This is a genomic window from Paraburkholderia suaedae (assembly GCF_040812055.1).
GTDB lineage: Bacteria > Pseudomonadota > Gammaproteobacteria > Burkholderiales > Burkholderiaceae > Paraburkholderia.
Window position 1 is genome coordinate 34,095 of sequence record NZ_JBFOAH010000018.1, and the last position, 22,209, is coordinate 56,303.

Genomic DNA, 22,209 nt, shown 5'->3' on the forward strand with positions numbered 1-22,209 from the left:
TCCTTTATCCGTTGTATTGCGCGAGCCGCGCGCATACTGAAGCAATCATGATCTGGCTGGAGCGCGCGCCGGGATCGATATGTCCGCGCGAACGCTCGCCGAGAAACGACGCCCGTCCCTTGGTCGCCACCATGTCGCGGGTCGCAAGCATGTTTTCCTCGGCGATTTGCGGCAGCGTGTCGAGCACCACGCGCGCCGCGGGGCTTTCTGCGGCAAGTTCCTCGAAGCGCTTCGCGACCGGAATCAACACGTCCATCATTGTCTTGCTACCGACGCCGGTCTTGCCGCGTTGCCCGACCGCCTCGACGCCCGCCGCGAAGATGTGGGCGAAGCCGGCCACATCCATTGCGTTGATCACGGACGCTTTCGCCATGCCATTCAGCAACGAGAAGAATAAAGGCCCGGACGATCCGCCCACCGTCGACAGCACCTTGGAAGCCGCGATGTCGAGCGCGGGGCCGAAAGCTTCGGCCTCGATCTCCGCGCGCACCGCGAGCAGGGCTTCCATGCCGCGCAGCAGATTGAAAATGTGATCGCCATCGCCGATCTGCTGGTCGAGTGACGCGATCTCGTCGGTATGCTCCTTCAACGCCGCATAGGCAGCGTCGATGCACGCCATGACCGTTTTGCCGTTCATGTCGGGATCCTCCTGCCGTCGGCACGGAAATATAAAAGGCTGCGCGCCGGCAGCGACACGCCGACCGATTGCCCCGGCGAGAAATTGCGCTCCGCAACGGTCGTTACCACGACAGCGGTTCCCGCACGATCGAGAATCAGCAGATGGCGTAGCGGCGAATATTCGAGCACCGTCAGATCAAGTGCGTCCTGTACGCCGCGCGCATCGCCCACATCAGGGTCATGCAGCTCGATATCCTCAGGACGGATAGCGACAGTCGCCGTTCCCGCCGGCATGTGAGCAAAATTGAGCAGCGTGGGCGGCAGCAGGTTGATCGGCGGAGAGCCGAGCCGCTGCGCAGCGCTCAGCGACACCGGATTTCCATACACCTCGCGCGGCGTGCCGAGCTGCACGAGACGCCCCTGGTCAAGAATGCCGATGCGATCCGCGAGCGTGGTCGCTTCGACCTGATCGTGCGTGACATAGAAGATCGTTGCGCCGATCGTACGATGCAGGCGCTTGAGTTCGATACGCAACTCTTCACGCAGCTTCGCATCGAGCGACGACAGCGGCTCGTCCATCAGAAACACCTTGGGTTGCCGCACGAGCGCGCGCCCTATCGCCACGCGCTGCATTTCGCCGCCGGACAGATGCGTCGCCATGTTGTCGAGCTTTGATTCCATGTGCAGCATCTCCGCGACCGCGTGAACGCGAGCACGCACGTCCGCCTCGCTGCTTCGCCTTCTTGGCGAGCGCAACGGAAACGCCAGGTTGCCGAACACGGTCAGATGTGGATACAGCGAATACTGCTGGAAGATGAACGCAACGTCGCGATCAGACGGATGCACGCCGGTCGCAATGCCACCGTCGATCAGCACGTCGCCCGTATCCGGCCGCTCCAGGCCGGCGATCAGACGCAGCGTCGTGGTCTTGCCCGCACCGCTCGGCCCGAGCAGCACCACGAACTCGCCGTCCTTCACATCAATCGAAAGATCGTCGACCGCGACGATATCGCCAAATCGCTTCGACACATTGCGCAACTGGATTTCAGCCATAAGGCTCTCCGTGTGCAGGAATCGTGTTAGCGGCGCCCGGCAGCAGCCGGCCGCTCTGCGCGTCGTACAACAGCGTGCGTTCCTTGCGAAACGACAAACCCACCGGCGATCCGGCAGGCAAACCATCGTCTTTTCCCACCCGCACCCTCACCACGCCCAGCGCGGTCTCGACCACCAGCACCTGATGCGAACCGAGATATTCATCGGCAATGACCTTGCCGCGCAGCGGGCCGTGCTGATCGATCGCCACATGCTCGGGACGAATGCCCAGTAGCACGCGTTCGGCGGCGGCTTCGCAGGGCGGTACCGGGACTTGCGCGCCGTGCAGGCGGACTTCTTCGTGGCCCGCGTCCACGCCACCATCGACTGGTAGGAAATTCATCGGCGGACTGCCGATGAAGTTGCCGACGAACACCGTCGCCGGAAAGTGATAGATCTCGTGCGGCGGACCGGCCTGCAGCAACTCACCCTTGTTCATCACGACGATGTCGTCGGCCATCGCCATCGCTTCGCTCTGATCGTGCGTAACATAGACGGTCGTGGCGGCCAGCGCGTTATGCAGCTTGCGCAACTCGAGACACATCAGCTCGCGGAAATCCGCATCGAGCGTGCCGAGTGGCTCGTCCATCAGAAACGCCTTCGGCTGCCGCACGATCGCGCGGCCCAGCGCCACGCGCTGCCGATCGCCGCCAGACAGCCCACCGGTCTTGCGATCGAGAATCTTCTCGATACGCAGCATGTGCGCAGCCGCAGCCACTCGTGCCGCGATCTCTTTGCGCGACACATGCTCGTTCTTCAGCGGAAAAGCGATGTTATTGCGCACTGTCATATGGGGATATAGCGCGAACATCTGAAAGACGAACGCGATATCGCGCTGACGTGCGCGCAATGCCGTCACGTCCTCACCGTCGATCAAAATCTGGCCGGAGGTCGGCAACTCGAGGCCGGCAATCATTCGCAGCGTGGTGGTCTTGCCGCAACCCGATGGACCGAGCAACACGACGAAGCGCCCGGCGCCGATCGTCAGACTGGTGTCGCGCACCGCGACGAAGTCGTCGAAGCGCTTGTGAAGGTTGGCAAGAACGATCGTGGACATGGTGTCAGTCCGGGAAATGGCTGGTCACGACGAACGCGAGCGCGCCTATCAGGATGACCGGAAACGACCATGTGAACAACGTCAGCGAAAACGGCTGCACTAGCATCGCCACGCCGAGACCAATCAGTGCAGTCGACACTGCTTCGCTGTAGCCACGGCGCAGATAATGTTTTTGCGGCAAAACGAAGTTTCGTTTCATTTGCGCACCGCTCCGAAGGTGATGCCGCGCAACAAGTGTTTGCGTAGCACCACAGTGAAGATAAGGATAGGCAGCACGAAAAGCGTCGTCGCCGCCGCGACGGCCGGCCAGTCCTGCCCGCCTTCGCCGATGATGAACGGAATGAACGGCGGCATGGTCTGCGCATCGCCGCTTGTAAGCAGTGACGCGAACGCGTACTCGTTCCACGCGAAGATCAGGCAGAAAATCGCGGTCGCGGCGATGCCGGTGATCGCCTGCGGCAGCACCACTTTGACGAAAGCCTGCAGGCGCGTGTACCCGTCGACGAGCGCCGCCTCCTCGTATTCGCGCGGAATCTCGTCCATGAACCCCTTTAGCAGCCATACCGCCAGCGACACATTCACCGCCGTATACAGCACGATCATGCCGACATAGCTGTCGCTCAAGCCCAGTGCCCGATACATCAGGTAGATCGGAATGGCGACCGCGATCGGCGGCATCATGCGCGTCGACAGGATGAAGAACAGCAGGTCGTCGGCGAGCGGCACCTTGAAACGCGAGAACGCATAAGCCGCCAGCGTGCCGAGAAACACTGCGAGAAAGGTCGAACCGAAACCGATCACGAGCGAATTCACGAAGCGCGGCAGGACCTTCGAGGGTCCCGCGATGACCATGTTGCGCTTGCGCACATCACGCTCATACCAGGTCCGCGCGGGCGGCAGACTGGCGATGAACTCGGGCGTCTGCCGTGAACGAATCGTGAACAGGTTCACATAGCCTTCCATCGACGGCTGAAACAGCACGACAGGCGGATAGGCAATCGCGTCTTCCTGCGTCTTGAAACTCGTCAGGAAGATCCACACCATCGGCAAGGTTGCAAGCAGCGCGTAAGTGATGACAACCGCCGCGGCGAAGCGCTTGCCGCGTGGCGATGACGCCACCACCGAATATTGGGTCGTAGTCGGTCTCATCGCTGTTTCACCCGATTGAGCGCCTTGACGTAGATGTTCGCCGCACCGAACACCGTGACGAACAGAATGATCGCCAAAGCCGATGAATAGCCCGTCTGCCATTTCTCGAACGCGGCACGCTTTAAGGTGATCGACACGGTTTCGGTGACCGAACCCGGGCCGCCCGAAGTCAGCAGGTTCACCATGTCGAACATCTTAAAGTTCTCGATACCGCGAAACAGCACGGCGAGCATCAGGAACGGCAAGGTCATCGGCAATGTGATCGACCAGAACTGCCGCCATGGTGTGGCGCGATCCACTTCGGCCGCTTCGTAGATGTAGTCGGGAATCGACCGCAGGCCCGCGAGGCAGATGAGCATCACATAGGGGGTCCACATCCACGTATCGACCATCACGATGGTCCACGGCGCGAGCGACACGTCGCCGATCATTTGAAATGAGCCGGGCGCAATGCCGGTGAAGAAGCCGACGATATCGTTGAAGAGGCCCGTTTGCGGTTGCAGCAGAAAGGTCCAGAAGTTGCCCACGACTGCCGGTGACAGCATCATCGGCAGCAGGATCAGCGTGGTCCAGAAGCTATGACCGCGAAACTGCCGGTTGATCAGCAACGCGAGGCCGAAACCCAGTAGAACCTCTAGCCCGACCGACCAGAACACGAAACGCGCCGTCACCTGCATCGCGTACCAGATGTCTTCGTCGGTGAGAATGTCGACGTAATTGTCGATACCGACAAAGCGCGCCGGCACACTCGGCATATTCGACTTGAAGTTCGTGAACGACAGACGTAACGCCCAGATCAACGGAAAGATGTTGATCGCGAGCAGCAACAGGATTGTTGGAAGGATGAACAGCCACGCAATGGTTCTGTCCGATAACCCGGCCAGACGTGTGCGCGCACGCGCCGACGTCCGCGACTCCAGCCCCGCCGATGAAAAAGGCTTGTTTGCCAACATGCCCGGCTCCTTTAAGCGGACCGGCGGCATCCGTGCAGGGGTCGCCGGTCCAGTCCTGGATGCACGCTAATTCTTCCCTTCGGCCTTGAAAACCTTGTTCCAGTCTTTGACCAGCAGATCGAGCGCCTCCTTGGCCGTGCCCTTGTCGGCCACCACATAGTCATGCACGCGCTTTTGCATGTCGAGCAGCAGTTCTGCATAGGCGGGTTCAGCCCAGAAGTCTTTCACGATCGACATCGACTTCAGGAATGCCGGCGCAAAAGGTGCACTCTTCGGAAAGTCGGGCGCATCCACCACCGACTTCGCCGCCGAATAGCCGCCTAACTGCCACCATTTCTTCTGCACATCGGGTTGCGCGAACCACTTGATGTATTCAAGTGCGTCTTCCTTGTGGTCCGAGTACGACACGACCGAGATGCCCTGTCCGCCGAGCTGCGTGAACTGCTTGGTCTCACGCGGATTCACGAAGAAGCCGATCTTGTCGCCGCCGACGTTCGGGTCTTTGTAGAGTCCTGGGAAGAATGCAAACCAGTTCATCTGCATCGCCACCTGGCCGGACTTGAAGGCGTCCAGTCCTTCCTGCATGTACGCGTTGGTCATGCCGGGCGCCGTGCAGCACTTGTAAAGCGCCTTGTAATACTCCAGCCCCTTGACCGCCTCCGGCGAATTGACGAAGCCATCCAGGTGATAGGGCTTCCTGGGATCTTCGTATTGGAATCCGAAGTTGTAAAGCGCATTGGTCACCCCCATCGTGATGCCTTCAGACCCGCGCTCGGTAAAGATATAGGCACCGTATACCGTCTTGCCATCGATCTTGCGGCCCTGAAAGAACTCCGCGGTTTGCTTGAGTTCGTCCAGCGTGGTTGGCGGTTCGAGTTCACGTTTATATTTCTGCTTGAACTCGGCGCGTAACTCAGGGCGCGCGAACCAATCCTTGCGATAGGTCCAGCCGACCGCGTCGGCCATTGCCGGCAACGCCCAGTAGTTCGGCGTATTCTTTGGCCACTCCGCATAACCGACGACGGTCGCCGGCACGAAGTCGTTCATCGATATCTTGTTCTTCGCGAAGAAATCGTTGAGCTTGACGTAGTGCCCGTTGACCGCTGCGCCGCCTATCCACTGGCTGTCCCCAATGATCAGGTCACATAGTTTGCCATGCGAATTAAGTTCGTTGATAAAGCGATCGGCGTAACTCGTCCAAGGCACGAACTCGAACTTCATCTTGATGCCGGTTTTGGTCGTGAAATCCTTGGACAGTTCGACGAGTGCATTGGCCGGGTCCCATGCCGCCCAACATAAGGTCAACTGCTTTTCCTGTGCTTGCGCGCCCGTTGCCATGCCGAGTCCCAACGATACCGTGGCCGCCGCCATTACCCTTGCTGACGTAAGACGTAACATTGTCTTCTCCTTGTCTTTTTCGGGTCTCCAACCTGTTGTGGAACAGCGCCCATGCGCCGGGTGCTGCGTTTTGGCTCCAGCGGATTCAAACGCAAATCCGTGTGTCGCGAGCTTCAGGCATGCGCATTCTCACGAAGATAGATCCGGGTTTCCGGCGTTGGGATGGCGAGCGCGCCACGTACGTCGTTAAGAAAATTGATGGCGGCGAGGCCTGCCCAATGAACGATGCCGCGCACATCCTGATCGAGGATGACGTCGATCGCGCGCTCGGACAGTTGCGCGCGAGTCTCCGCGGTGCATTCATGCCCGATCAGTACCAGGCGTGCCTTGTCGCCCGATTCCTGCAATGCCGTTGCGATGCCTGAGATGCCGCCACCTGTCACATAAACCCCGACCAGATCCTGGTAACGTGCGAGGAGGCCCTGCACGGCCAGACCTGCGCCGTCGTCATCTTCGGCGAAGTCCGGTTCGGCAATCCAGCGCAGATTGCGAAAGTCCTCTTCCAGCACCTGCGAAAAGCCGGTGCGTCGTTCCAGTTGATCGTGCAGGCGCGACGAGGCCGACAAAATCGCCACCGTGCCGAGTCGCGCGCCGAGAAAGCGACCCATCAATAGTCCTGCGGTGCGTCCAGCAATCCGATTATCGACGCCGACATACGCAGCCCGGCGACTTGCGGGCAGATCGGAGAACACCGTGACAACGGGTACGCCCGCATCGCTCATATCTTCAACAAGGCGTTCGACCGCTGGGTAGTCGAGCGGCACAAGCACGAGTGCGTCGTAGTCGATCACCTGCTCAGAGAAAGCAATGGTGTCTCGATGAGTGGTGAAATCGCAGCGGTAGAACGACGGAATGATGCGGTGCTCGCGAAAGAAGCTCGCGGACAGCGCGATATTGCGCTCGACGTGGTCGAGGAAACGCGAGTTGACCTGAGGCAAAACGAAGGCCACCCGATACGTGTTGATCTTGGCTGGGCGACCGCGACTTGCCCGTTCATCGCGCAGGGCCGCCAGCGCGAGATGGACACGATCTGCAGTTTCCGGACGCACAGCCTGATCTTCGCGCAACACACGATCGACCGTGGCTACACTCACGCCCGCACGACGCGCAATCATCATACGTGTAGCCGGCATGTGTCTCTCCGGTGCCGAACCAGAAGATTTGTGTCAAATCAAGATAGTTTTTGCCGGGGAAAATGCAAGTTTTTTTGCGGCAATAAACGCATCATTCTTGACGGCATCGGGGAATCGCGGCTCGGCTTTCATGAGTGAACGTATGAATCGCCTAAATCAGTGGACGGTGCGCTGCACAAGAAACTTGCCGGTCAACTGCCTCGCATCGCATAGGGGGAACGCTGCGCGGGAGGCGATCGATGCCTCATTCGTGGTTGTGGCAATGACGTACGCCGTGCCCACAAGCACCCGCACCAGTGATACTTGCTCGTCGGACAGCACCCGACCCAGGCTGTGTGGAAACGCAGAAATGATCTCGATGCACGCAGCTCGAGCATCGACCAGAGCCTTTGGCAATTCGTGTAAGGCTCAGTCCGTCAATGGCGAACCGCTGAAGGGCTCTAAGGCTCTTCAAATGGCTATTGTTTGCTTGTCTATAAGGCAACACTTCCAATCATCGCAAATTGAAGCTTGGCAAATCGGGGCGTCCATATACAGACAGTCGTCGGTTCCACTACAACGTTTAGCTAATCGCTCGTTGCGATCGGCAGCCGGTTGCTGAAGACGATCTGGTGCATCTGGTCACCGCCGCGAACACCTCATGCCGAGTCGCGGCGGACCTCAATTGCCATTCAGCAGGGATTGGCACCCGCTTCACCGCAGTCGATGTGGCGGCGATTTCTCCCGTCGTGCGGTGTCGGCAGGTAGGGGAAGACCGTGTAGATGCCGTTCGTGGTCAAGTTGCTGCCTTCGGCACCGATGTTGAAGTTCACGCCATCACCCAGCAACAGGTTGCCCGTCGACGCGCCTGTCAGCCGGCCCGCAATGACCCGCAGCGCGATATCGGTCACATCGTCATTCGGGCGCCGCCCATTGGGCCAGCCCGCGTTGTCCCCGGCAAGCACGCCGAGGCGACGCTGCTGCGCAGGTGGTGTCGGAGAAACACCCAGATTAAGCCGCAGAAGTTCCGAGCAATCGCGTGCGCCGCACGTCCCAGTCTGCGGTTGGGAGGGATACTTGAGAAGCACGTTGACCAAATCGGTCCGGTTGGTCGTCGGAATCGTCAAGCCGAACCGGAGGTTGAGTGCGGTCGCCAGCCTGGAGTTGAGATAGAAACCCAGGAATTGCGCTTCGTTGGCCGGATTGGTCATGTTCCATTTGTCTTTCGTATCGGTCCCAATGATCAGTTCGTTGACAAGTGGATTGCCCATGCGGGACACCTGCACCCAACGTCCGGCGTTGTCCTCATCGTCGCCCGTCCCGCGGCCTTCCCGGCGCAATGTGGACACATACGCGCCGATTACGGCATTGGGCTTGGACGTCACCGTGCTGATTGGCACTTCGATCGCAATGGTGCTGATGTTGAAGCCGGAGAATGTGTCGTTGCCAAAAGGATTCACGTGATCGTTTGCATCCTCCGCCGCCGTCAACACAGGTGGCGTGCGGCGAAGATTCACCGTGTCGAACACTGCGCCCAGGTCGATGTAGAACGTCTCACCGCGCTGGCCGGCGAAGACCTTGCCGCCGTTCGCCAGCAAGTAGATACCCTGTGCGGCTAGCGCCTCGTAATTGGGCATCGTTAGCGGTCCCAGGTTGGACGGGACCGCGAACATCGTCTGGGTACCCAGGTGGGTGCGCTCGCCGTGACGCACTTGCGTCACCGTGTAGCTCTGGCGCAGGATCAGGCCGTCCGAGCCCGGTCCGTCGAGCGCAGTGATCGGCGGCAGCGCGGCGTATGACAGCGGCAGCTGTTGGTTCGCCAGGGGCCCGCGCAATTCGGTCTTGAAGCGGATATCGTAGACCAGGTCGTCGGCCTTGCCGTTGCCATTGGTGTCGACGTTGATGCGATAAATCACGTCATCGCCGAAATTGAAATAATTCGGTCCAGCGCCAGGGTCCTGCATGGGAATCACGTTCAAAATGAAAACGACGTTGTTAGGGTTCGTCCAACTCCGGAACATGTAAAAGTCGGTGTTGTCGGCGGTCGGGTCGTTCGCAATCAGGGGTGCCTCGCGGTGACTGGCAGCGTGCGTTCCACTGCCGCAAAGCGCAGCGGCGCAAAGCGCGACGGCCCCCATGATGCGGGCAATAGATGTCATGATGTTCTCCTTCAGGTTATAAACGGGCGGCCAACGAGCCAAATATGGCGACGTCAAGTGCGCGCTCGACTAGCCAGATCATGGCGATGGTCGCGGTCACCGCTGAGCCGCCGGCAAGCACCACGCGCCGGTATGCCCAGGTTGACCGCAACGAGAACGCCAGTGGCAGATAAACGAATACGATGGCGAGTTGCCCTGCTTCGACGCCGAGATTGAATCCGGCGAGCGACAGCGCAAGCGAACCGGCCGGCAAGCCGAGGTCGTGCAGCGCACCTGCAAAGCCCAATCCATGCAGCAGCCCGAAGCCGAACGCCGCAATCCAGCGTCCGCTCGCCACGCATGGAAACAGGTTATTCAGCGCCGCCAGCACTACCGACAAGGCGATGCCCGATTCAACGAGCCGCGAAGGCAGCACGACGATCGATAGCGCCGCGAGCGTGAGTGTGATGGAGTGCGCCACCGTAAACGCGGTCACAACCTTGGTGACATCGATGAATGCCCGGCGAAACGATGTGCCGGGCTGCCATGCATGCCCCTCACGAATCAGCACCGCAGGCAGCAGCAGCGAGAGCAGGAACAGGATGTGATCGTATCCGGTCCAGATGTGCCAGACGCCTTCGTTCAGATACATCGCGAACTGCGTCAACGGCCCGCCGGTATCGATGCCGACAATGCGGTGCGGCGCGTCAGCGCTAAATACGACGCTTCGGCTCTTGCCGTCCTCGACGAAGTTGAGAAGTCCCCGATGCTGGGGATCAAGGCCTTCGAACAGCCGGTAATCGATAGAAAGTGTTGGGCTCGCCCGCGGACATTGTCCGGTGAACGTCAGCACCGCGTAGGTGCCATCGGTGTGCGAGTCGATCAGTTGCCCGGTCGGTTCGAGCGCACAAAGCTTGCCGGCGGAGGATACCTGGAGGTGTGCAAGCGCATACGCCGCAATATCGCGCTTTCGCGCACGTACTTCACCCCACGTGATGTCTCCGTCGCCGTTCTCATCGAGCCCAAGCGCGTTGTCGAGGTCGCGTAGCGCGATATCCCACTGACCGCGAAGCGCTTGCCCGCTGCGCTCCAGCGTGAGGTAGGCGTCGCTTGCCTTATGCGCAAAGACGGGCGCCATCAGCAACGCGAGCGCAAAGGCGAGGACGACGCGTCTCATTGCCGCGCCCGCAGCAGCGTGGCGATCGCCGCATCTTCGAGATGCGTTGCAGCGACCCAGTCGGATGCGATTTTTAGGGCATCAACATCGCCGGCCGCACGCGCGGCTTCGATCAGAATCCGCAGATCTGACGGCTCGCGCTGGACCAACCAGTTCTCGCGCGCGAGAATGAGTGCCGCTTTGGCGTCATGTTCCACAGTGAGACGAAAGCGCGCCTCTTCTCTGCGATGCAGGCTATCCCCGCGACGACGCGCGGCGTCGAAGCGCGCCGAGAGATCCTCACGGTGCGCAGTGAATGACTCGCGCAATTCCGGTAGCTGTTGCTCGGCCAGCGCTAAACGAAGCAGTAGCGCGTCGTTTTTCGTCGCGTCACGCAAAAGCGGCAGCAACTCCCGCGGACGACCCCGGTCCAGCAGAAAATCGGCAAACGCCCCCTGCAGATAAGCGTCACGCGGATCGAGCGCAAGTGCGTTGCGGAAATGTCGCTCGGCTGCATCGAAGTCGCCGCGGCGAGCGGCAATTTCCGCGGCGAGCGTCGACGCCCACTCGCGCAGGTCCAGATTGCCGACACCTTGCGCAAGCACCTGCACGAGCGCCCCGTATGCGCCGGCTGCGTTGCCGGTCAGGCTCGCCGGTGTCGCATCGCACCCGATGACGACGATGGGCGCAACGTATCCCTTCAGTTGCTCGCAGTCATGCCGCGCGTCCGCGTAGCGCCCGCGCACGCCGAGCACTGTGGCGCGCGTCAGCCGCGCCTGCGCGAGCGCTGGCTCCGCGGCCAGTAACCGATCCAGATCGGCAAGCGAGCCTTCGAAATCATGCTGGCTTTGCTTGAGCGTCGCACGAAGCAATAACGCGGCCGGCGGCACATCCTCTGCGCTCCACCACGGCGCTAGCGCCGCCTGCGCCTGGCCGAAGAAGCGCGGATCGCCGAGCCTCCGCCCCGCTTCGAGAGCGCGACGCACGACGGACACTGCGAGGTTGAGATTGCGCGGGTCCATCATCAGCGTCGCGCGCATGCGCTTCAGTTGTGCGAGCGCCGGATCGTTTTTTTCCGGGAGATGTTCGAGCACCACTCCGTCGCTTTCGGGTACATACGGCTTCGCCCAACTCTCGCCCGAGATCATGACAAGCGCGGCTACTACCGGGACGAATCGCCAACCTGACATCGACCTTCCCCCTCTGCATTGGGTTTTACGCGCAAGGTCCCGATCCGGATGCAGCCGGCGGTCACTGTTGCTTCCAGCGTCTTGCTTTTGGCTGCGCAATTTGGGCGTCCACCACGTCAGCGTGGGCCAGCACGATGGGCTCATGCCTCACATCCGGAGTCATCGAGGCTGGGCGTGGGTGGCCAAGTCGCTCAATACCCTTCTCTTCGGAGGCACCATCTAATTCTGGGTGTATGTAATGCCCACTTTCCTTGGTAGACGTCCGCTGCTGCCGACTACCTCGTCGCCCTGCCCGAGTCGCTCCAAAGAGCGAATACCCGATCGGGATTAAATAAACCGCTGTTATTATTTTGGTTACCGATCTGGTAATCCCTATTTTCAGCGGCCCGCTAACTCGACCGTGCTTCTAGCAAGTGCGGCAGCGTTTGCTAGAAGCACCGCCGGCGTCGAGCCTCGCCGAAAGTACCGATCCATGTCGCCCATGTTTATTAGCCAGAGGTAAAGACGGCTTCGCTCGACGTTAATGTCGTTCTGTGATGCGCTTCACCACAAAGCGCACACGCGAATGGCCTTGTGGGGGTTCGAGTTGCTTTTTTTTTAACCTTTCCGGTTCGACGATGGTGAGGTTATAGGCAACTTTTCAATGACATTCCACGCCTGCATCTGTCATGAGCCGTCAATACGTCGATATCTTCGGCCACATTGCGGGGGCCCGCCGCCCTGGCCAGAGAGACATTCGCGCACAAGCGCGGGAAGGCTGGCCGCTGGCCGCACATGGCCCGAGCGCGGCCCTGATTCGCTCGGCCGTAGCCGACCCACTGCGGCCATTCGACGCTACGTTAACTGAACGGCCATTCCCGGGGATAGAGCTGACGATCAGATGGTCCGTCGGAGGCTCGGGGAACGGCAAGAATGTCAGCGGCACGCCCGGCGCAGTCGGCAAAGCTGCGCGTCTGCGTCGACTTTCTCGAACAGAAACTCGCGTATGGGGAGATCGCATTGTGGAAGACGTAGGGGCCAGGCCCATTCTCCGCACGACAAAGGCAGAAGCTCTCGCGACGCCACGACAACCGACGTCGCGTGAAACGTCAGCGCAGACTGCGGAATAGCTGAGCGACCAGATCGCGCAGCCAGCGATTTCCCGCTTCGTGGTGATAGCGGGCGTGCCAGTGCTGCCGCACCGCAAATCCCTCCACCGGTATCGGACATGGATGCACCGACAAGTCATTCACCTTCGCCAGCGTCTCGCCGATATGCCGCGGCAGCGTGGCAATCAGATCGGTGCTCTTGATGATGGCCCCGAGCCCGAGAAAACCCGGTAACTCGAGTACGACGTCCCGCTCAACGTGTTCGCGCACAAGCGCCTGCTCTAGCAGTTGCGCCCCGGTCCCTGCCGCGATGGCGACGTGGCCTTCCCCGCGGTACTGCTTAAGGCCCAGCTTTCCGCGCACTCGCGGATGAGGCTTATTCATCAAACACACCCAGTCCTGCGTGTACAACTGCTGCTGGTAAATGCCGCCGCCGAGCCAGGGCACATGACCGATCGCAAGGTCTGCCTCACCTGATTCCAGCGCGCGTTCGGTATTGCCGTCGATTCTGGCCGCTTCGAGGCGGATCCCCGGCGCGTGCGCGCGCACGTGCGCCAGCATGCGCGGAAGAAGCGTGATGTGGCTCGCGTCGGTCATGCAGATGCGGAACCGCCGCTTTGCGGTGGTGGGATCGAATGCAATCTCCCACGCAGCGAAGCGCCGCAGTGATTCGAGAATCTCCCGGCACGGACCGATCAACGCATCGGCTTGCGGCGTCGGCGCCATGCCGCCAGGCGTACGTATGAACAGCGGGTCTTGCAGATGCTCTCGCAAACGCCCGAGCCAGATGCTGATCGTTGGCTGACTTTGTCCGAGCTGCTCCGCGACGCGCGTGACGCTGCGGACATCGTAGAGAAGATCGAAGAGCTGCAGCAGCTTCAGATCGGGGAGTTCTGCCGGGTTCATAGCAATATTGTCTGGCGCAATGACGTCATTGTATCCATTGCATTGCGGACATGAGCACCAAATCGTATCTTGGTCTCCAGATCAAGGAGACGGCAGTGAAGATTGCGATTTTAGGTGCGGGTGCTCTGGGCTGTGCCATCGGCGCGGCGCTGACCGAAGGCGGCAACGAAGTCTGGTTGCTGAACCGCTCGGTGGCGCATGTGGAGGCCATGCGGCGCGATGGTCTGTGCGTGGACGACGCGAACGGCTCGCGTCGTGTGAAGGTAAAAGCGACGACGCGTGCCGCCGAAGCCGGCGCCGTCGATCTGGTGGTCGTGCTGGTCAAGTCATTCCATACCCATGCAGCGATGCGCGGCGCGCTGGACCTGATCGGACCCGATACGCTGGTCCTGTCGTTGCAGAATGGCCTTGGGCACGAAGATGTGCTCGCCGACATCGTCGGGCGCGAACGCGTACTGGCCGGCAAGACGTACGTCGGCGGCGTGATGCGCAATCCAGGGCATATCGAGTCAGGCGTTGCTGGCAAGGCGACCTATATCGGCGAACTCGATGGCCGGATAACCTCCCGCGTGACGGCGATCGCTGAAACCTTCAATGCCGCCAGACTGGCCACCACGGTCAGCGACAACATTGTCGGCACGATGTGGGACAAGCTGCTGGTCAATGTCGCAACCGGCGCGCTGTCGGGCACCACGGGCCTGACCTACGGCCAGCTATACGACGAACCGCTTCTGAAAGCGGCCGCGCTCGCGGCGGTCACCGAAGCGATCGCGGTCGCCCACGCCGCCGGTGTAACGCTCTCCACAACGGATCCTGAACGCCCGTGGAACCTGGCAGGCGAAGGACTTTCGTCGGGGTTCAAGACCTCGATGCTGCAAAGCCTCGAAAAAGGCTCCATCACCGAAATCGACTTTATCAACGGCGCGGTTGTGCGCTGGGGACAACGGCACGGCGTGCCGACGCCCGTCAACGCGACGCTGGTCGCGTGCATCAAGGGCATCGAGCGCGCCATGATCGACCGACAACACAGGGAGACAACCGCATGAACGGCAGCAAAGCTTATCTGGAGCATGTCGCCATCTGGGTGAAGGACATCCACTGGCACATCCGGTTTTTCGAAGACGTTCTCGGCATGACGATGCGCGAGGTCGACGGCACCGTCGATGAACCACGACAGTACTGGACGCTCGGCGGTTTGCAGTTCATCCATAACCCCAAGCATGACGCGCCTGAAGGTCGCCTCGGACACCTCGGAGTGATGTGTGAAGACATGGAGGCCGCGCTGACTGCCGCGCAAAAGTATGACGTCAGCGAAATGCCACAGGGACGCAACTGGTTGCGCCTCCCGGACGGCCTCGCCGTCGAACTGATCCAGGCCAAGCCCGCATCGTGCGTGGCGCGAGCACTGGGCATTAATCCACGCTCGGAGGTTTGAGATGCCGATCGTCGATAAATATTGGGACGATGCCCGCGAGGGTGACGAGTGCGTGAGCCCGAACTACACGGTAACGAAGGAACGCATTCTGGCCTATGCAGACCTGACAGGCGATCACACACCGGTTCATGTGGACGAGGAATACGCAAACGCGAGCCACTTCGGTTCGATCGTTGCACACGGTCTGTTCGGCCTGTCTATCGCCGATGGGCTCAAGACCCAGAGCGACTACCGCTTCCTGCCGGGTATGTCGCTCGGCTGGACGTGGGACTTCAACCTGCCGATCAAGGTCAACGACGTGCTGCACGTGAAATTCCGTGTGGGCACGATGCGCGCGAGCAGGAGCCGTCCCGACTGGGGGATCGTCGTACTGCCGTCCGAACTGATTAATCAGGGCGGAAATGTCGTCCAGCATGGCGAGCATCGTCTGATGGTGCCGCGCCGCCCGGGAGCATTCTGATGCAAGCACGCCCTCTCGAAGGTATTCGCGTCGTCGATTACAGCCATTTTCTGGCCGGTCCGTATGTTGGGCGCTGTCTTGCGGCGCTCGGTGCCGAAGTCATCAAGGTCGAGCGGCCCGGCAGCGGCGATGCGGGCCGTCAGCACGCCACTGTGCTCGACGACGAGCAGAGCGGCTACTTCCTGCAACTGAACATGGGCAAGCGCGGCGTCAGCGTCGACATGCGGGACCCGCGCGGCAAGGAGTTCATGCAGCGGCTGTGCGATTCGGCGGACGTGTTCGTCGAGAACTACCGGCCGCGTGCGCTGAACAAACTCGGGCTCGGTTATGACGAACTGTCCGCGCGAAATCCGAAACTGGTGTACTGCTCGATCTCGGCCTACGGCCATACGGGACCGGACGCGCATCGCGCCGGTTTCGGTCTGATCGCCGAAGCGAAGAGCGGGATCATGCAGATGATCGGCAATCCCGGCGAGCCGCCGCCACTCATGCGTATCTCGCTTGGCGACATGTACACCGGCATTCACGCGGTGGCGGCGATCAATGCCGCGCTGCTCGGTCGCGTGAAGAGCGGCCGCGGCCAGCACATCGACATGGCACTCTATGACACGCTGGTGTCGATGCACGAATACGCGGTGCAGTGCTACACGATGCAAGGCATCCTGCCGGAGCAGTCCGGTCACGACATGCCCGCGTCGACGCTTTATGGCGTGTTCCGTGCCGCCGACGGCGACCTCGTAATCGCGGCCCAGGTGGACGACGCGTGGAAGCGCTTCGCCGCCCTGGTCGAGTCGCATGGAGGACCGGCCGGTTTCGGCACCGACACGCGCTATCACACCCTCGCGGGACGCAATGCGAACCGATTGGACATTCTGTCCCTCGTGAAGCCCTGGGCGGCAAGCCGACCGGTCGTGCAGGTGCTTGAGCTGCTGGATGGTATCGATGTGCCTTGCGCGAAGGTGCAGCGCATTGACGAAGTGCTTGTCGATCCGCAGATCGTGGCGCGCGGCATGATGGTCGAGCAGGAGCACCCGCGCTACGGCAAGTTGCGCCTGCCGAACCTGCCGTTCCGTTTCTCCGACTGCGACACGACGATCAGCGAGGTCGCGCCCGATCTCGGTCAGCACAACGTCGAAGTGGCGCAATCGCTTGGCTTCGGCGCTGCCGAGATCGACGCGATGCAGACAGAAGGTGTGCTGTATTCAAAAGTGAGGTCACGATGACTGACCAGTACGCGGTGATCGGCAACCCGATCGGCCATACGAAATCCCCACTGATCCACGGTCTCTTCGCGCAGGAGACACAGCAGGACATGTCCTATACGGCAATCGAAGGACCGTTGGAGCCGCAGGACGCGTTCGCCTCGACCGTGCGCGCGTTCATCGCAGCTGGCGGCAAAGGCATGAACGTGACTGCGCCATTCAAGCTGGAGGCGTTCGCGATGGCCGACGAACGCAGCGAACGCGCGGCACTGGCCGGTGCCGCCAATGCGCTGAGCTTCAGCGACGGCCGGATCGTCGCTGAGAATTTTGACGGTGTTGGTCTGGTGCGCGACATCGAAGTCAACCTGAACCTGCCGATGGCCGGCAGGCGCGTGCTGATCCTCGGCGCCGGTGGGGCGGTGCGTGGTGCATTGCTGCCATTCCTTGCCGCGCGACCTGCTGAACTGGTCGTCGCTAACCGGGACATTGCCAAGGTTCGGGCGCTGGTCGAACAAGTCGCTACGAGCGGTCCGCTTGCCGCCTGCGGGTACGGCGACCTTGAGGCGATGGGACAGTTCGACCTGGTGGTCAACGCGACGTCGGCCAGCCTTACCGGTGATCTGCCGCCTGTCCCACCGAGCGCTTTCAGTCCTGCAGGCACGGCTTACGAACTCGCCTATGGCAAGCGCTTGACGCCCTTCCTGAGACTCGCGCGCAATGCGGGCGTACTGGGTGTCGCGGACGGTGTCGGCATGCTAGTGGAGCAGGCGGCGGAAGCATTCGACTGGTGGCGAGGCTTGCGGCCCCAGACCCGTGCGGTGATCGACCGGCTCACGGTGCCGCTGGATTGAAAGTGCAACCGAGTGGCGAATGAAAAAGATCCTGATGCTTCACGGTCGGTATTCCAGAATCGCTGCATCGCATGAACCCGAACGGCGGCATCTAGTCAGCCTTCACCCCTCGCATGCAAGCCGCTCCTTGCTTTACGACGGCTGCGCTCGCGGCCGTATAGTCTTCCGAGAACGCTCGCTGCGCGAAGCACGGCGCCGATTTCGCGAGCAATGCATCGACCATTTCGAACTGCTTGTCGAATACCCACGGTCGACGTGCGAGTGTACGGTCATTGAGCCAATAGGGACTCCAGTCCCTGGTCGTCTCAAGGATCTCGCGCGCAAATTCGGGCCCATATTCCATCCCCCCTTCAATCACAACGTCGATATATGACTCGACAAGTGGAAATCGCGCGTCCGGTGAAGGAAGTCCCTCGCCCGGCGCCTTTCCTTCTGCCTTTGGCACGTACACCCAGACCGTTCCTTGCGCCGGCAGCGGCTGCCATGACACAGCCTCGATCAATGCGCGGGGCACCTCGACGCGCACATAACCCTTTTCTCGCTCGTCGAACGCGGACATGTCATCGCCCACGGGAAAGATCACTCCGTTGATCGTCATTGGTCCCTCGCCCTCGAACGGGCGACGCAGACCGAGCGCCGTAAACCCCGAGCGTGAGCGGTCACGCCAACTGCGCACGTAGCCGAACGCCGCCGAGACGCGCACAGGAATGGCCGGAGTCGATTTGCCGGCGGTAGCGTTGCGGGATGGCGTATTGATTAGTGAGCCGTAGCCAAAGACAAACTGCGTCGGCTGGTGGGGAAGACGCGTTCCCCAGAAATCGGATGTTTGCGCGTCGACGGCTGAACCAGCAAAAGCCAGAGCCGCAATGAGAATTCGAATGCGTGCCATCGCCGACATCATCACGTCTCCGTCCAATCCATTGCTGCAGATCACGATGTCTGCCCAGATCCGAATCCCAGTCGTCCGTTGGTGACGCCGCTAATGGTCGCCGTCGAAATGTCCGTAGTTGACCGCGTTGGCATGGGCGCCCGGCCGCCAACGAAGCTGCTGGCGCATGACGTCCCTTTTCGAATTCACGTTCTCGCGGCTGCCACGGAGAGAGCCATCGAAGCTCGCTATAGTATCAGTCATGCGAAAACTGCGGGTACCCAGCGTGTGCCGGTGCAAGAGCAAGATAGGCCCCGTTCGGCCTATTTGCAGCCGTTCGTCAGTGCTTTGCCTCGGCACTCGAATGTCCGTCCCGCTCAACCACAACGGCATCCAATCAAAGCGTGTCTAGCTGAAACCCAGTAGCTTGAGGAGCGAGCCAATAAGACCGGTGCCCTTCCACGCAAAGCCAAGAAAGACTGCTCCCACCAGGTTGAGAAGCTTTTTGTTTTTAACAAGCTCGTGGCCCGGCAATGTGTAGAGTAACCTGCTAAGGACCGGCCAGATGACCCGGTGGATAATCATCAACACGGGTATTGCCAAAACCGCGACTATTGCTGCGCCCAACGCCATTCCCGCAGCGAGACACGGTGCGATAAGAAACGTAACAAAATTAATGCCAAGGGTATCGAGCGCAACGAGCGAATATATGGACCCGAAGGTAATGATATTTAAAAATAGAGGGGCGGCGAGAACTGCCGCGTAGTCTTTTGGACGACTACATTGGCGTGACAAGTTACGCAAGAGTCGTCGTAATTTTATGGCTACGTATAAATTTAAAAAGCGTCCGAGGTAGAAGCCGCAAAGGAAGCCCATGATCATGCCCAGTTCCGCCGCGGCTCTTCCTCGAAGCGGTGACCGGGGTTCAGTTGCCAAGTAGCGAATATACTCGTCGATCGTCGTTACTAACCAAAACCACCATACGCCGATGGCGATCCAGACTGCTACCGATTGAGCCACCCTCAATTTTGGACTCAACGCTGGTATTACGGCCGTGCCAATGAAGAAAACTCCGATTCCAATAGCGAGTCTTCTGTCTTCGCCAGCAGAATAAGCAAGAGTGGTAAATAGCGATCCTAAGAAAAAGGCTGAAGAAGCCGTGCGTGCGTCGCGGGAATAATATTTCCGACTGAGGACGAGGTCTAGGCCCGCGAGTGTCTTTCTTGCGCAAAGAATAACCAGCGATTTCTGGCGGGACAGCATTCTTTTTTGAAGGTCGTCGAATTGAATCCACCAATATTCGACTCTGTCATGCAAGCGATCTTCGGAGCATCCTTTGTAGACAAATACGACAATGTAAAACAGGGTCACGCCGATCAGACCCGAAACACCGCGAATGAACCAAACAAGCAATGTCAAGAGCCCTCCCAAACGAGAGTTGCGCCGGTCAATGCATTGTAATGCCGCATAGAGGTTTTGCTTGCAAACCTCGCGAAGAGCGCGGCGAAGCCGAAAAATGAAGACGGACGCCGGCAAAGGCCGAGATACGCGCCATCGGCATCTGGCAAGTTGCGAAGTGAATCAGCGGTTCGAGTGACCGCACAGTATTTCGGGCGAGCGGCAGAAACTGGCCGAACTGAGTCCGACGCTGACGCTGGGGTTACCATCAATGACGTCAACGCAGCAAGCGCAACCCGCGCAGGCACGATTACCAATGTTTCCCTTGCCAACTACGGTGCGGCCGCGATCGAAGACAATGGCCTGACCACGCTGGCGCTGGCGGGTAAAGGCGGTGCCCTGACGCTCACCGACGCGCTGACGGCTCCGACCGTCACCGCGCTGGCGCTGAACGTCAACGGCCTGAACGCAACGAGCTTCGTTGATGCCAACAATGAAATCACGACCTTGAACGTGGTGACAGGCGGCGCCACCGGCTCGACGATCGGCACGGTGACCGACGCCGGCCTGACGACGCTACATGTCTCGGGTACGTAACAGCTTACGATCGGCACCGCGCCGGCCGCCCTCACGTCCGTCGCAGTTAGCGGCGGTGCAGGTGTCAACGTAGCATTGGGTACGTCCGCGAGCTTCGCATCCACGGGTGCGGCGATTTCTAATCGTGGAAAGCAAACAGGACCGCCAACGCAGGCATTGGAGGTGGGTTGCTCACCCGGTGTCGGTACAATCGAAACGCCCGTCTCCGATCGCGGCTGGCACAACGAGAGAGGGACCTACGAAAGCCGGGAACCAATCTCCGAATGAAGAGCCAAGCTCGGCGAAGCGCTATCGCGTTGCAAGCTCGCGCCCTACATATTCGAAACTGAGGCGGAAGCACGCAGCCAACTGCACGGTACGAATTAAACTGACCCCGGCCGGTCTCACGGAGAAAGCCATGCTTCGAGCACTCGCGACGCTGCTCACGTTCCAATGCCTTGGCGAGGGCGTGTCATACGTATTTCGTCTACCCGTCCCTGGACCGGTGATCGGCATGTTGCTGCTGTTCGGCTTTATCCTGTCGCGCCCGCAGGTAGCCGACGCCATCGAGCCGACCGCTCTCGAATTGCTGCGCCACCTGTCGCTGCTGTTCATTCCTGCCGGTGTCGGCATTATGGTTTCAGCCGGCAAGATTCGTGGTGACGCGCTGGCTGTCAGCGTCTCCGTCGCCGTGAGCACCACCGTCGCTATCGTGGTAGCCGCGCTTGTCACCCGCGCGCTGCTACGTCGTCAGCGCGGAGACTCCATCACATCGGACGCGACTCCATGAATGCGATACCAAAGCTTGGCGCGATATGGGTGTATCTTGCCGCGAGTCCTCTGCTCGGCCTGACGATCACGCTGATCGCCTATCTCATCGCTCAGGCCATTTATGCCAAAGCGCGCTTCAACCCGCTCGCCAATCCCGTGTTGACCGCTGTGGCGATGCTCGTTCTGCTGCTCGAAGTCACAGGAACGCCTTACGCGACGTATTTCGAAGGTGCGCAGTTCGTACACTTTCTGCTCGGCCCCGCAACTGTTGCTCTGGCACTGCCCCTTTACCGGCAATGGCCAAAATTGCGGCGCTCGGCGGTGCCCCTGATTGGCGGCCTCGTGGCTGGGTCTCTCGCGGCTATCGTCTCGGCAGTTGGCGTGGCTGCGCTCTTCGGCGCCAGTCATCAAACCATTGCGTCGCTCGCACCCAAATCGGCTACGACACCAATCGCCATGGCGGTCGCGGCAGAAATCGGCGGTATTCCGTCCTTGACCGCAGTCCTTGTCATTTCCACGGGGATCTTCGGCGCCGTCTTCGCGCGTTCAATCCTGAACATGTTGCGCATCGAAGAGACAGCCGTACGCGGATTCGCTCTCGGTGTTGCCTCGCACGGCATCGGCACGGCCCGGGCGTTTCAGGTTAGCGAGGAAATGGGGGCGTTCGCGGGGCTCGGTATGGGACTCAACGGTGTATTTACTGCCTTCATCGTGCCCGTTTTGATGCCTCTCGCTTCGCGCTGGCTTCCTGGCTAACTGGCATCGGCAAGCTTTGGCGGTTGTGGTGCAAC

General features: G+C 60.4%; 22 protein-coding genes. 8 read left to right on the plus strand and 14 right to left on the minus strand.

Annotation, left to right across the window (positions count from 1 at the left end; all coding sequences use genetic code 11):
- Positions 1 to 4 precede the first annotated feature (4 nt).
- The 12 genes from dhaL to ABQJ48_RS22915 form a co-directional block, all read right to left on the minus strand.
- Positions 5 to 637 (minus strand): dihydroxyacetone kinase subunit DhaL, encoded by a 633-nt coding sequence (dhaL, locus tag ABQJ48_RS22860; RefSeq protein ID WP_367840279.1) that lies wholly within the window; start codon positions 635 to 637, stop codon positions 5 to 7.
- Complete coding sequence (locus tag ABQJ48_RS22865) at positions 634 to 1,671, minus strand: ABC transporter ATP-binding protein (RefSeq protein ID WP_367840280.1); 1,038 nt, start codon at positions 1,669 to 1,671, stop codon at positions 634 to 636. The genes dhaL and ABQJ48_RS22865 overlap by 4 nt, the downstream gene beginning before the upstream one ends.
- Positions 1,664 to 2,767, minus strand: coding sequence for an ABC transporter ATP-binding protein (locus ABQJ48_RS22870; RefSeq protein ID WP_367840281.1), 1,104 nt, complete (start codon positions 2,765 to 2,767; stop codon positions 1,664 to 1,666). The genes ABQJ48_RS22865 and ABQJ48_RS22870 overlap by 8 nt, the downstream gene beginning before the upstream one ends.
- 4 nt (positions 2,768 to 2,771) lie before the next feature.
- A complete protein-coding gene (locus ABQJ48_RS22875) occupies positions 2,772 to 2,966 on the minus strand; it encodes a hypothetical protein (RefSeq protein WP_367840282.1) in 195 nt (64 codons plus the stop codon).
- Positions 2,963 to 3,916 carry a carbohydrate ABC transporter permease gene (locus ABQJ48_RS22880; protein ID WP_367840283.1) on the minus strand — a complete coding sequence of 318 codons (954 nt, stop codon included), beginning with the start codon at positions 3,914 to 3,916 and terminating at the stop codon, positions 2,963 to 2,965. The genes ABQJ48_RS22875 and ABQJ48_RS22880 overlap by 4 nt, the downstream gene beginning before the upstream one ends.
- A complete protein-coding gene (locus ABQJ48_RS22885) occupies positions 3,913 to 4,869 on the minus strand; it encodes a carbohydrate ABC transporter permease (RefSeq protein ID WP_367840284.1) in 957 nt (318 codons plus the stop codon). The genes ABQJ48_RS22880 and ABQJ48_RS22885 overlap by 4 nt, the downstream gene beginning before the upstream one ends.
- Positions 4,870 to 4,935: 66 nt before the next feature.
- Positions 4,936 to 6,267, minus strand: coding sequence for an ABC transporter substrate-binding protein (locus ABQJ48_RS22890; RefSeq protein ID WP_367840285.1), 1,332 nt, complete (start codon positions 6,265 to 6,267; stop codon positions 4,936 to 4,938).
- A gap of 113 nt (positions 6,268 to 6,380) precedes the next feature.
- Positions 6,381 to 7,400: a LacI family DNA-binding transcriptional regulator gene (locus tag ABQJ48_RS22895; RefSeq protein ID WP_367840286.1), complete on the minus strand. Its 1,020-nt coding sequence runs from the start codon at positions 7,398 to 7,400 to the stop codon at positions 6,381 to 6,383.
- 671 nt (positions 7,401 to 8,071) lie between these two features.
- On the minus strand, positions 8,072 to 9,538 hold the full coding sequence (locus ABQJ48_RS22900) for a DUF4331 domain-containing protein (protein ID WP_367840287.1): 1,467 nt from the start codon (positions 9,536 to 9,538) through the stop codon (positions 8,072 to 8,074).
- Between the two features lie 16 nt (positions 9,539 to 9,554).
- Positions 9,555 to 10,694, minus strand: coding sequence for a HupE/UreJ family protein (locus ABQJ48_RS22905; RefSeq protein WP_367840288.1), 1,140 nt, complete (start codon positions 10,692 to 10,694; stop codon positions 9,555 to 9,557).
- Positions 10,691 to 11,863, minus strand: coding sequence for a tetratricopeptide repeat protein (locus ABQJ48_RS22910; RefSeq protein WP_367840289.1), 1,173 nt, complete (start codon positions 11,861 to 11,863; stop codon positions 10,691 to 10,693). The genes ABQJ48_RS22905 and ABQJ48_RS22910 overlap by 4 nt, the downstream gene beginning before the upstream one ends.
- 1,088 nt (positions 11,864 to 12,951) lie before the next feature.
- Positions 12,952 to 13,857, minus strand: a complete 906-nt coding sequence (locus ABQJ48_RS22915) for a LysR family transcriptional regulator (RefSeq protein ID WP_367840290.1) — start codon at positions 13,855 to 13,857, stop codon at positions 12,952 to 12,954.
- A 95-nt stretch (positions 13,858 to 13,952) separates the two neighbouring features.
- Here ABQJ48_RS22915 and ABQJ48_RS22920 point away from each other — a divergent pair, with 95 nt between their 5' ends.
- Genes ABQJ48_RS22920 through aroE form a run of 5 tightly spaced genes read left to right on the plus strand, consistent with a single transcriptional unit; the run spans position 13,953 to position 17,805 of the window.
- Positions 13,953 to 14,903, plus strand: a complete 951-nt coding sequence (locus tag ABQJ48_RS22920; RefSeq protein WP_367840388.1) for a ketopantoate reductase family protein — start codon at positions 13,953 to 13,955, stop codon at positions 14,901 to 14,903.
- Entirely contained in the window at positions 14,900 to 15,292 is a 393-nt protein-coding gene (locus ABQJ48_RS22925) for a VOC family protein (RefSeq protein WP_367840291.1), read from the plus strand. Before ABQJ48_RS22920 ends, ABQJ48_RS22925 begins: the two co-directional genes overlap by 4 nt.
- Position 15,293: 1 nt before the next feature.
- Positions 15,294 to 15,752 carry a MaoC family dehydratase gene (locus tag ABQJ48_RS22930; RefSeq protein WP_367840292.1) on the plus strand — a complete coding sequence of 153 codons (459 nt, stop codon included), beginning with the start codon at positions 15,294 to 15,296 and terminating at the stop codon, positions 15,750 to 15,752.
- On the plus strand, positions 15,752 to 16,975 hold the full coding sequence (locus tag ABQJ48_RS22935; protein ID WP_367840293.1) for a CaiB/BaiF CoA transferase family protein: 1,224 nt from the start codon (positions 15,752 to 15,754) through the stop codon (positions 16,973 to 16,975). Before ABQJ48_RS22930 ends, ABQJ48_RS22935 begins: the two co-directional genes overlap by 1 nt.
- Complete coding sequence (aroE, locus tag ABQJ48_RS22940; RefSeq protein ID WP_367840294.1) at positions 16,972 to 17,805, plus strand: shikimate dehydrogenase; 834 nt, start codon at positions 16,972 to 16,974, stop codon at positions 17,803 to 17,805. Before ABQJ48_RS22935 ends, aroE begins: the two co-directional genes overlap by 4 nt.
- Before the next feature lie 91 nt (positions 17,806 to 17,896).
- On the opposite strand, the gene ABQJ48_RS22945 is transcribed toward aroE, so the two are convergent.
- Together ABQJ48_RS22945 and ABQJ48_RS22950 are read right to left on the minus strand one after the other, a co-directional pair.
- Positions 17,897 to 18,703 (minus strand): gamma-glutamylcyclotransferase family protein, encoded by an 807-nt coding sequence (locus ABQJ48_RS22945; RefSeq protein ID WP_367840389.1) that lies wholly within the window; start codon positions 18,701 to 18,703, stop codon positions 17,897 to 17,899.
- A gap of 378 nt (positions 18,704 to 19,081) precedes the next feature.
- Complete coding sequence (locus ABQJ48_RS22950) at positions 19,082 to 20,092, minus strand: hypothetical protein (RefSeq protein ID WP_367840295.1); 1,011 nt, start codon at positions 20,090 to 20,092, stop codon at positions 19,082 to 19,084.
- Positions 20,093 to 20,266: 174 nt separating this feature from the next.
- Here ABQJ48_RS22950 and ABQJ48_RS22955 point away from each other — a divergent pair, with 174 nt between their 5' ends.
- The 3 genes from ABQJ48_RS22955 (at position 20,267) to ABQJ48_RS22965 (ending at position 22,174) form a co-directional block, all read left to right on the plus strand.
- Positions 20,267 to 20,668, plus strand: a complete 402-nt coding sequence (locus ABQJ48_RS22955; protein WP_367840296.1) for a hypothetical protein — start codon at positions 20,267 to 20,269, stop codon at positions 20,666 to 20,668.
- A 397-nt stretch (positions 20,669 to 21,065) separates the two neighbouring features.
- A complete protein-coding gene (locus ABQJ48_RS22960) occupies positions 21,066 to 21,437 on the plus strand; it encodes a CidA/LrgA family protein (RefSeq protein WP_367840297.1) in 372 nt (123 codons plus the stop codon).
- A complete protein-coding gene (locus ABQJ48_RS22965; RefSeq protein ID WP_367840298.1) occupies positions 21,434 to 22,174 on the plus strand; it encodes an LrgB family protein in 741 nt (246 codons plus the stop codon). The genes ABQJ48_RS22960 and ABQJ48_RS22965 overlap by 4 nt, the downstream gene beginning before the upstream one ends.
- Positions 22,175 to 22,209: the final 35 nt, after the last annotated feature.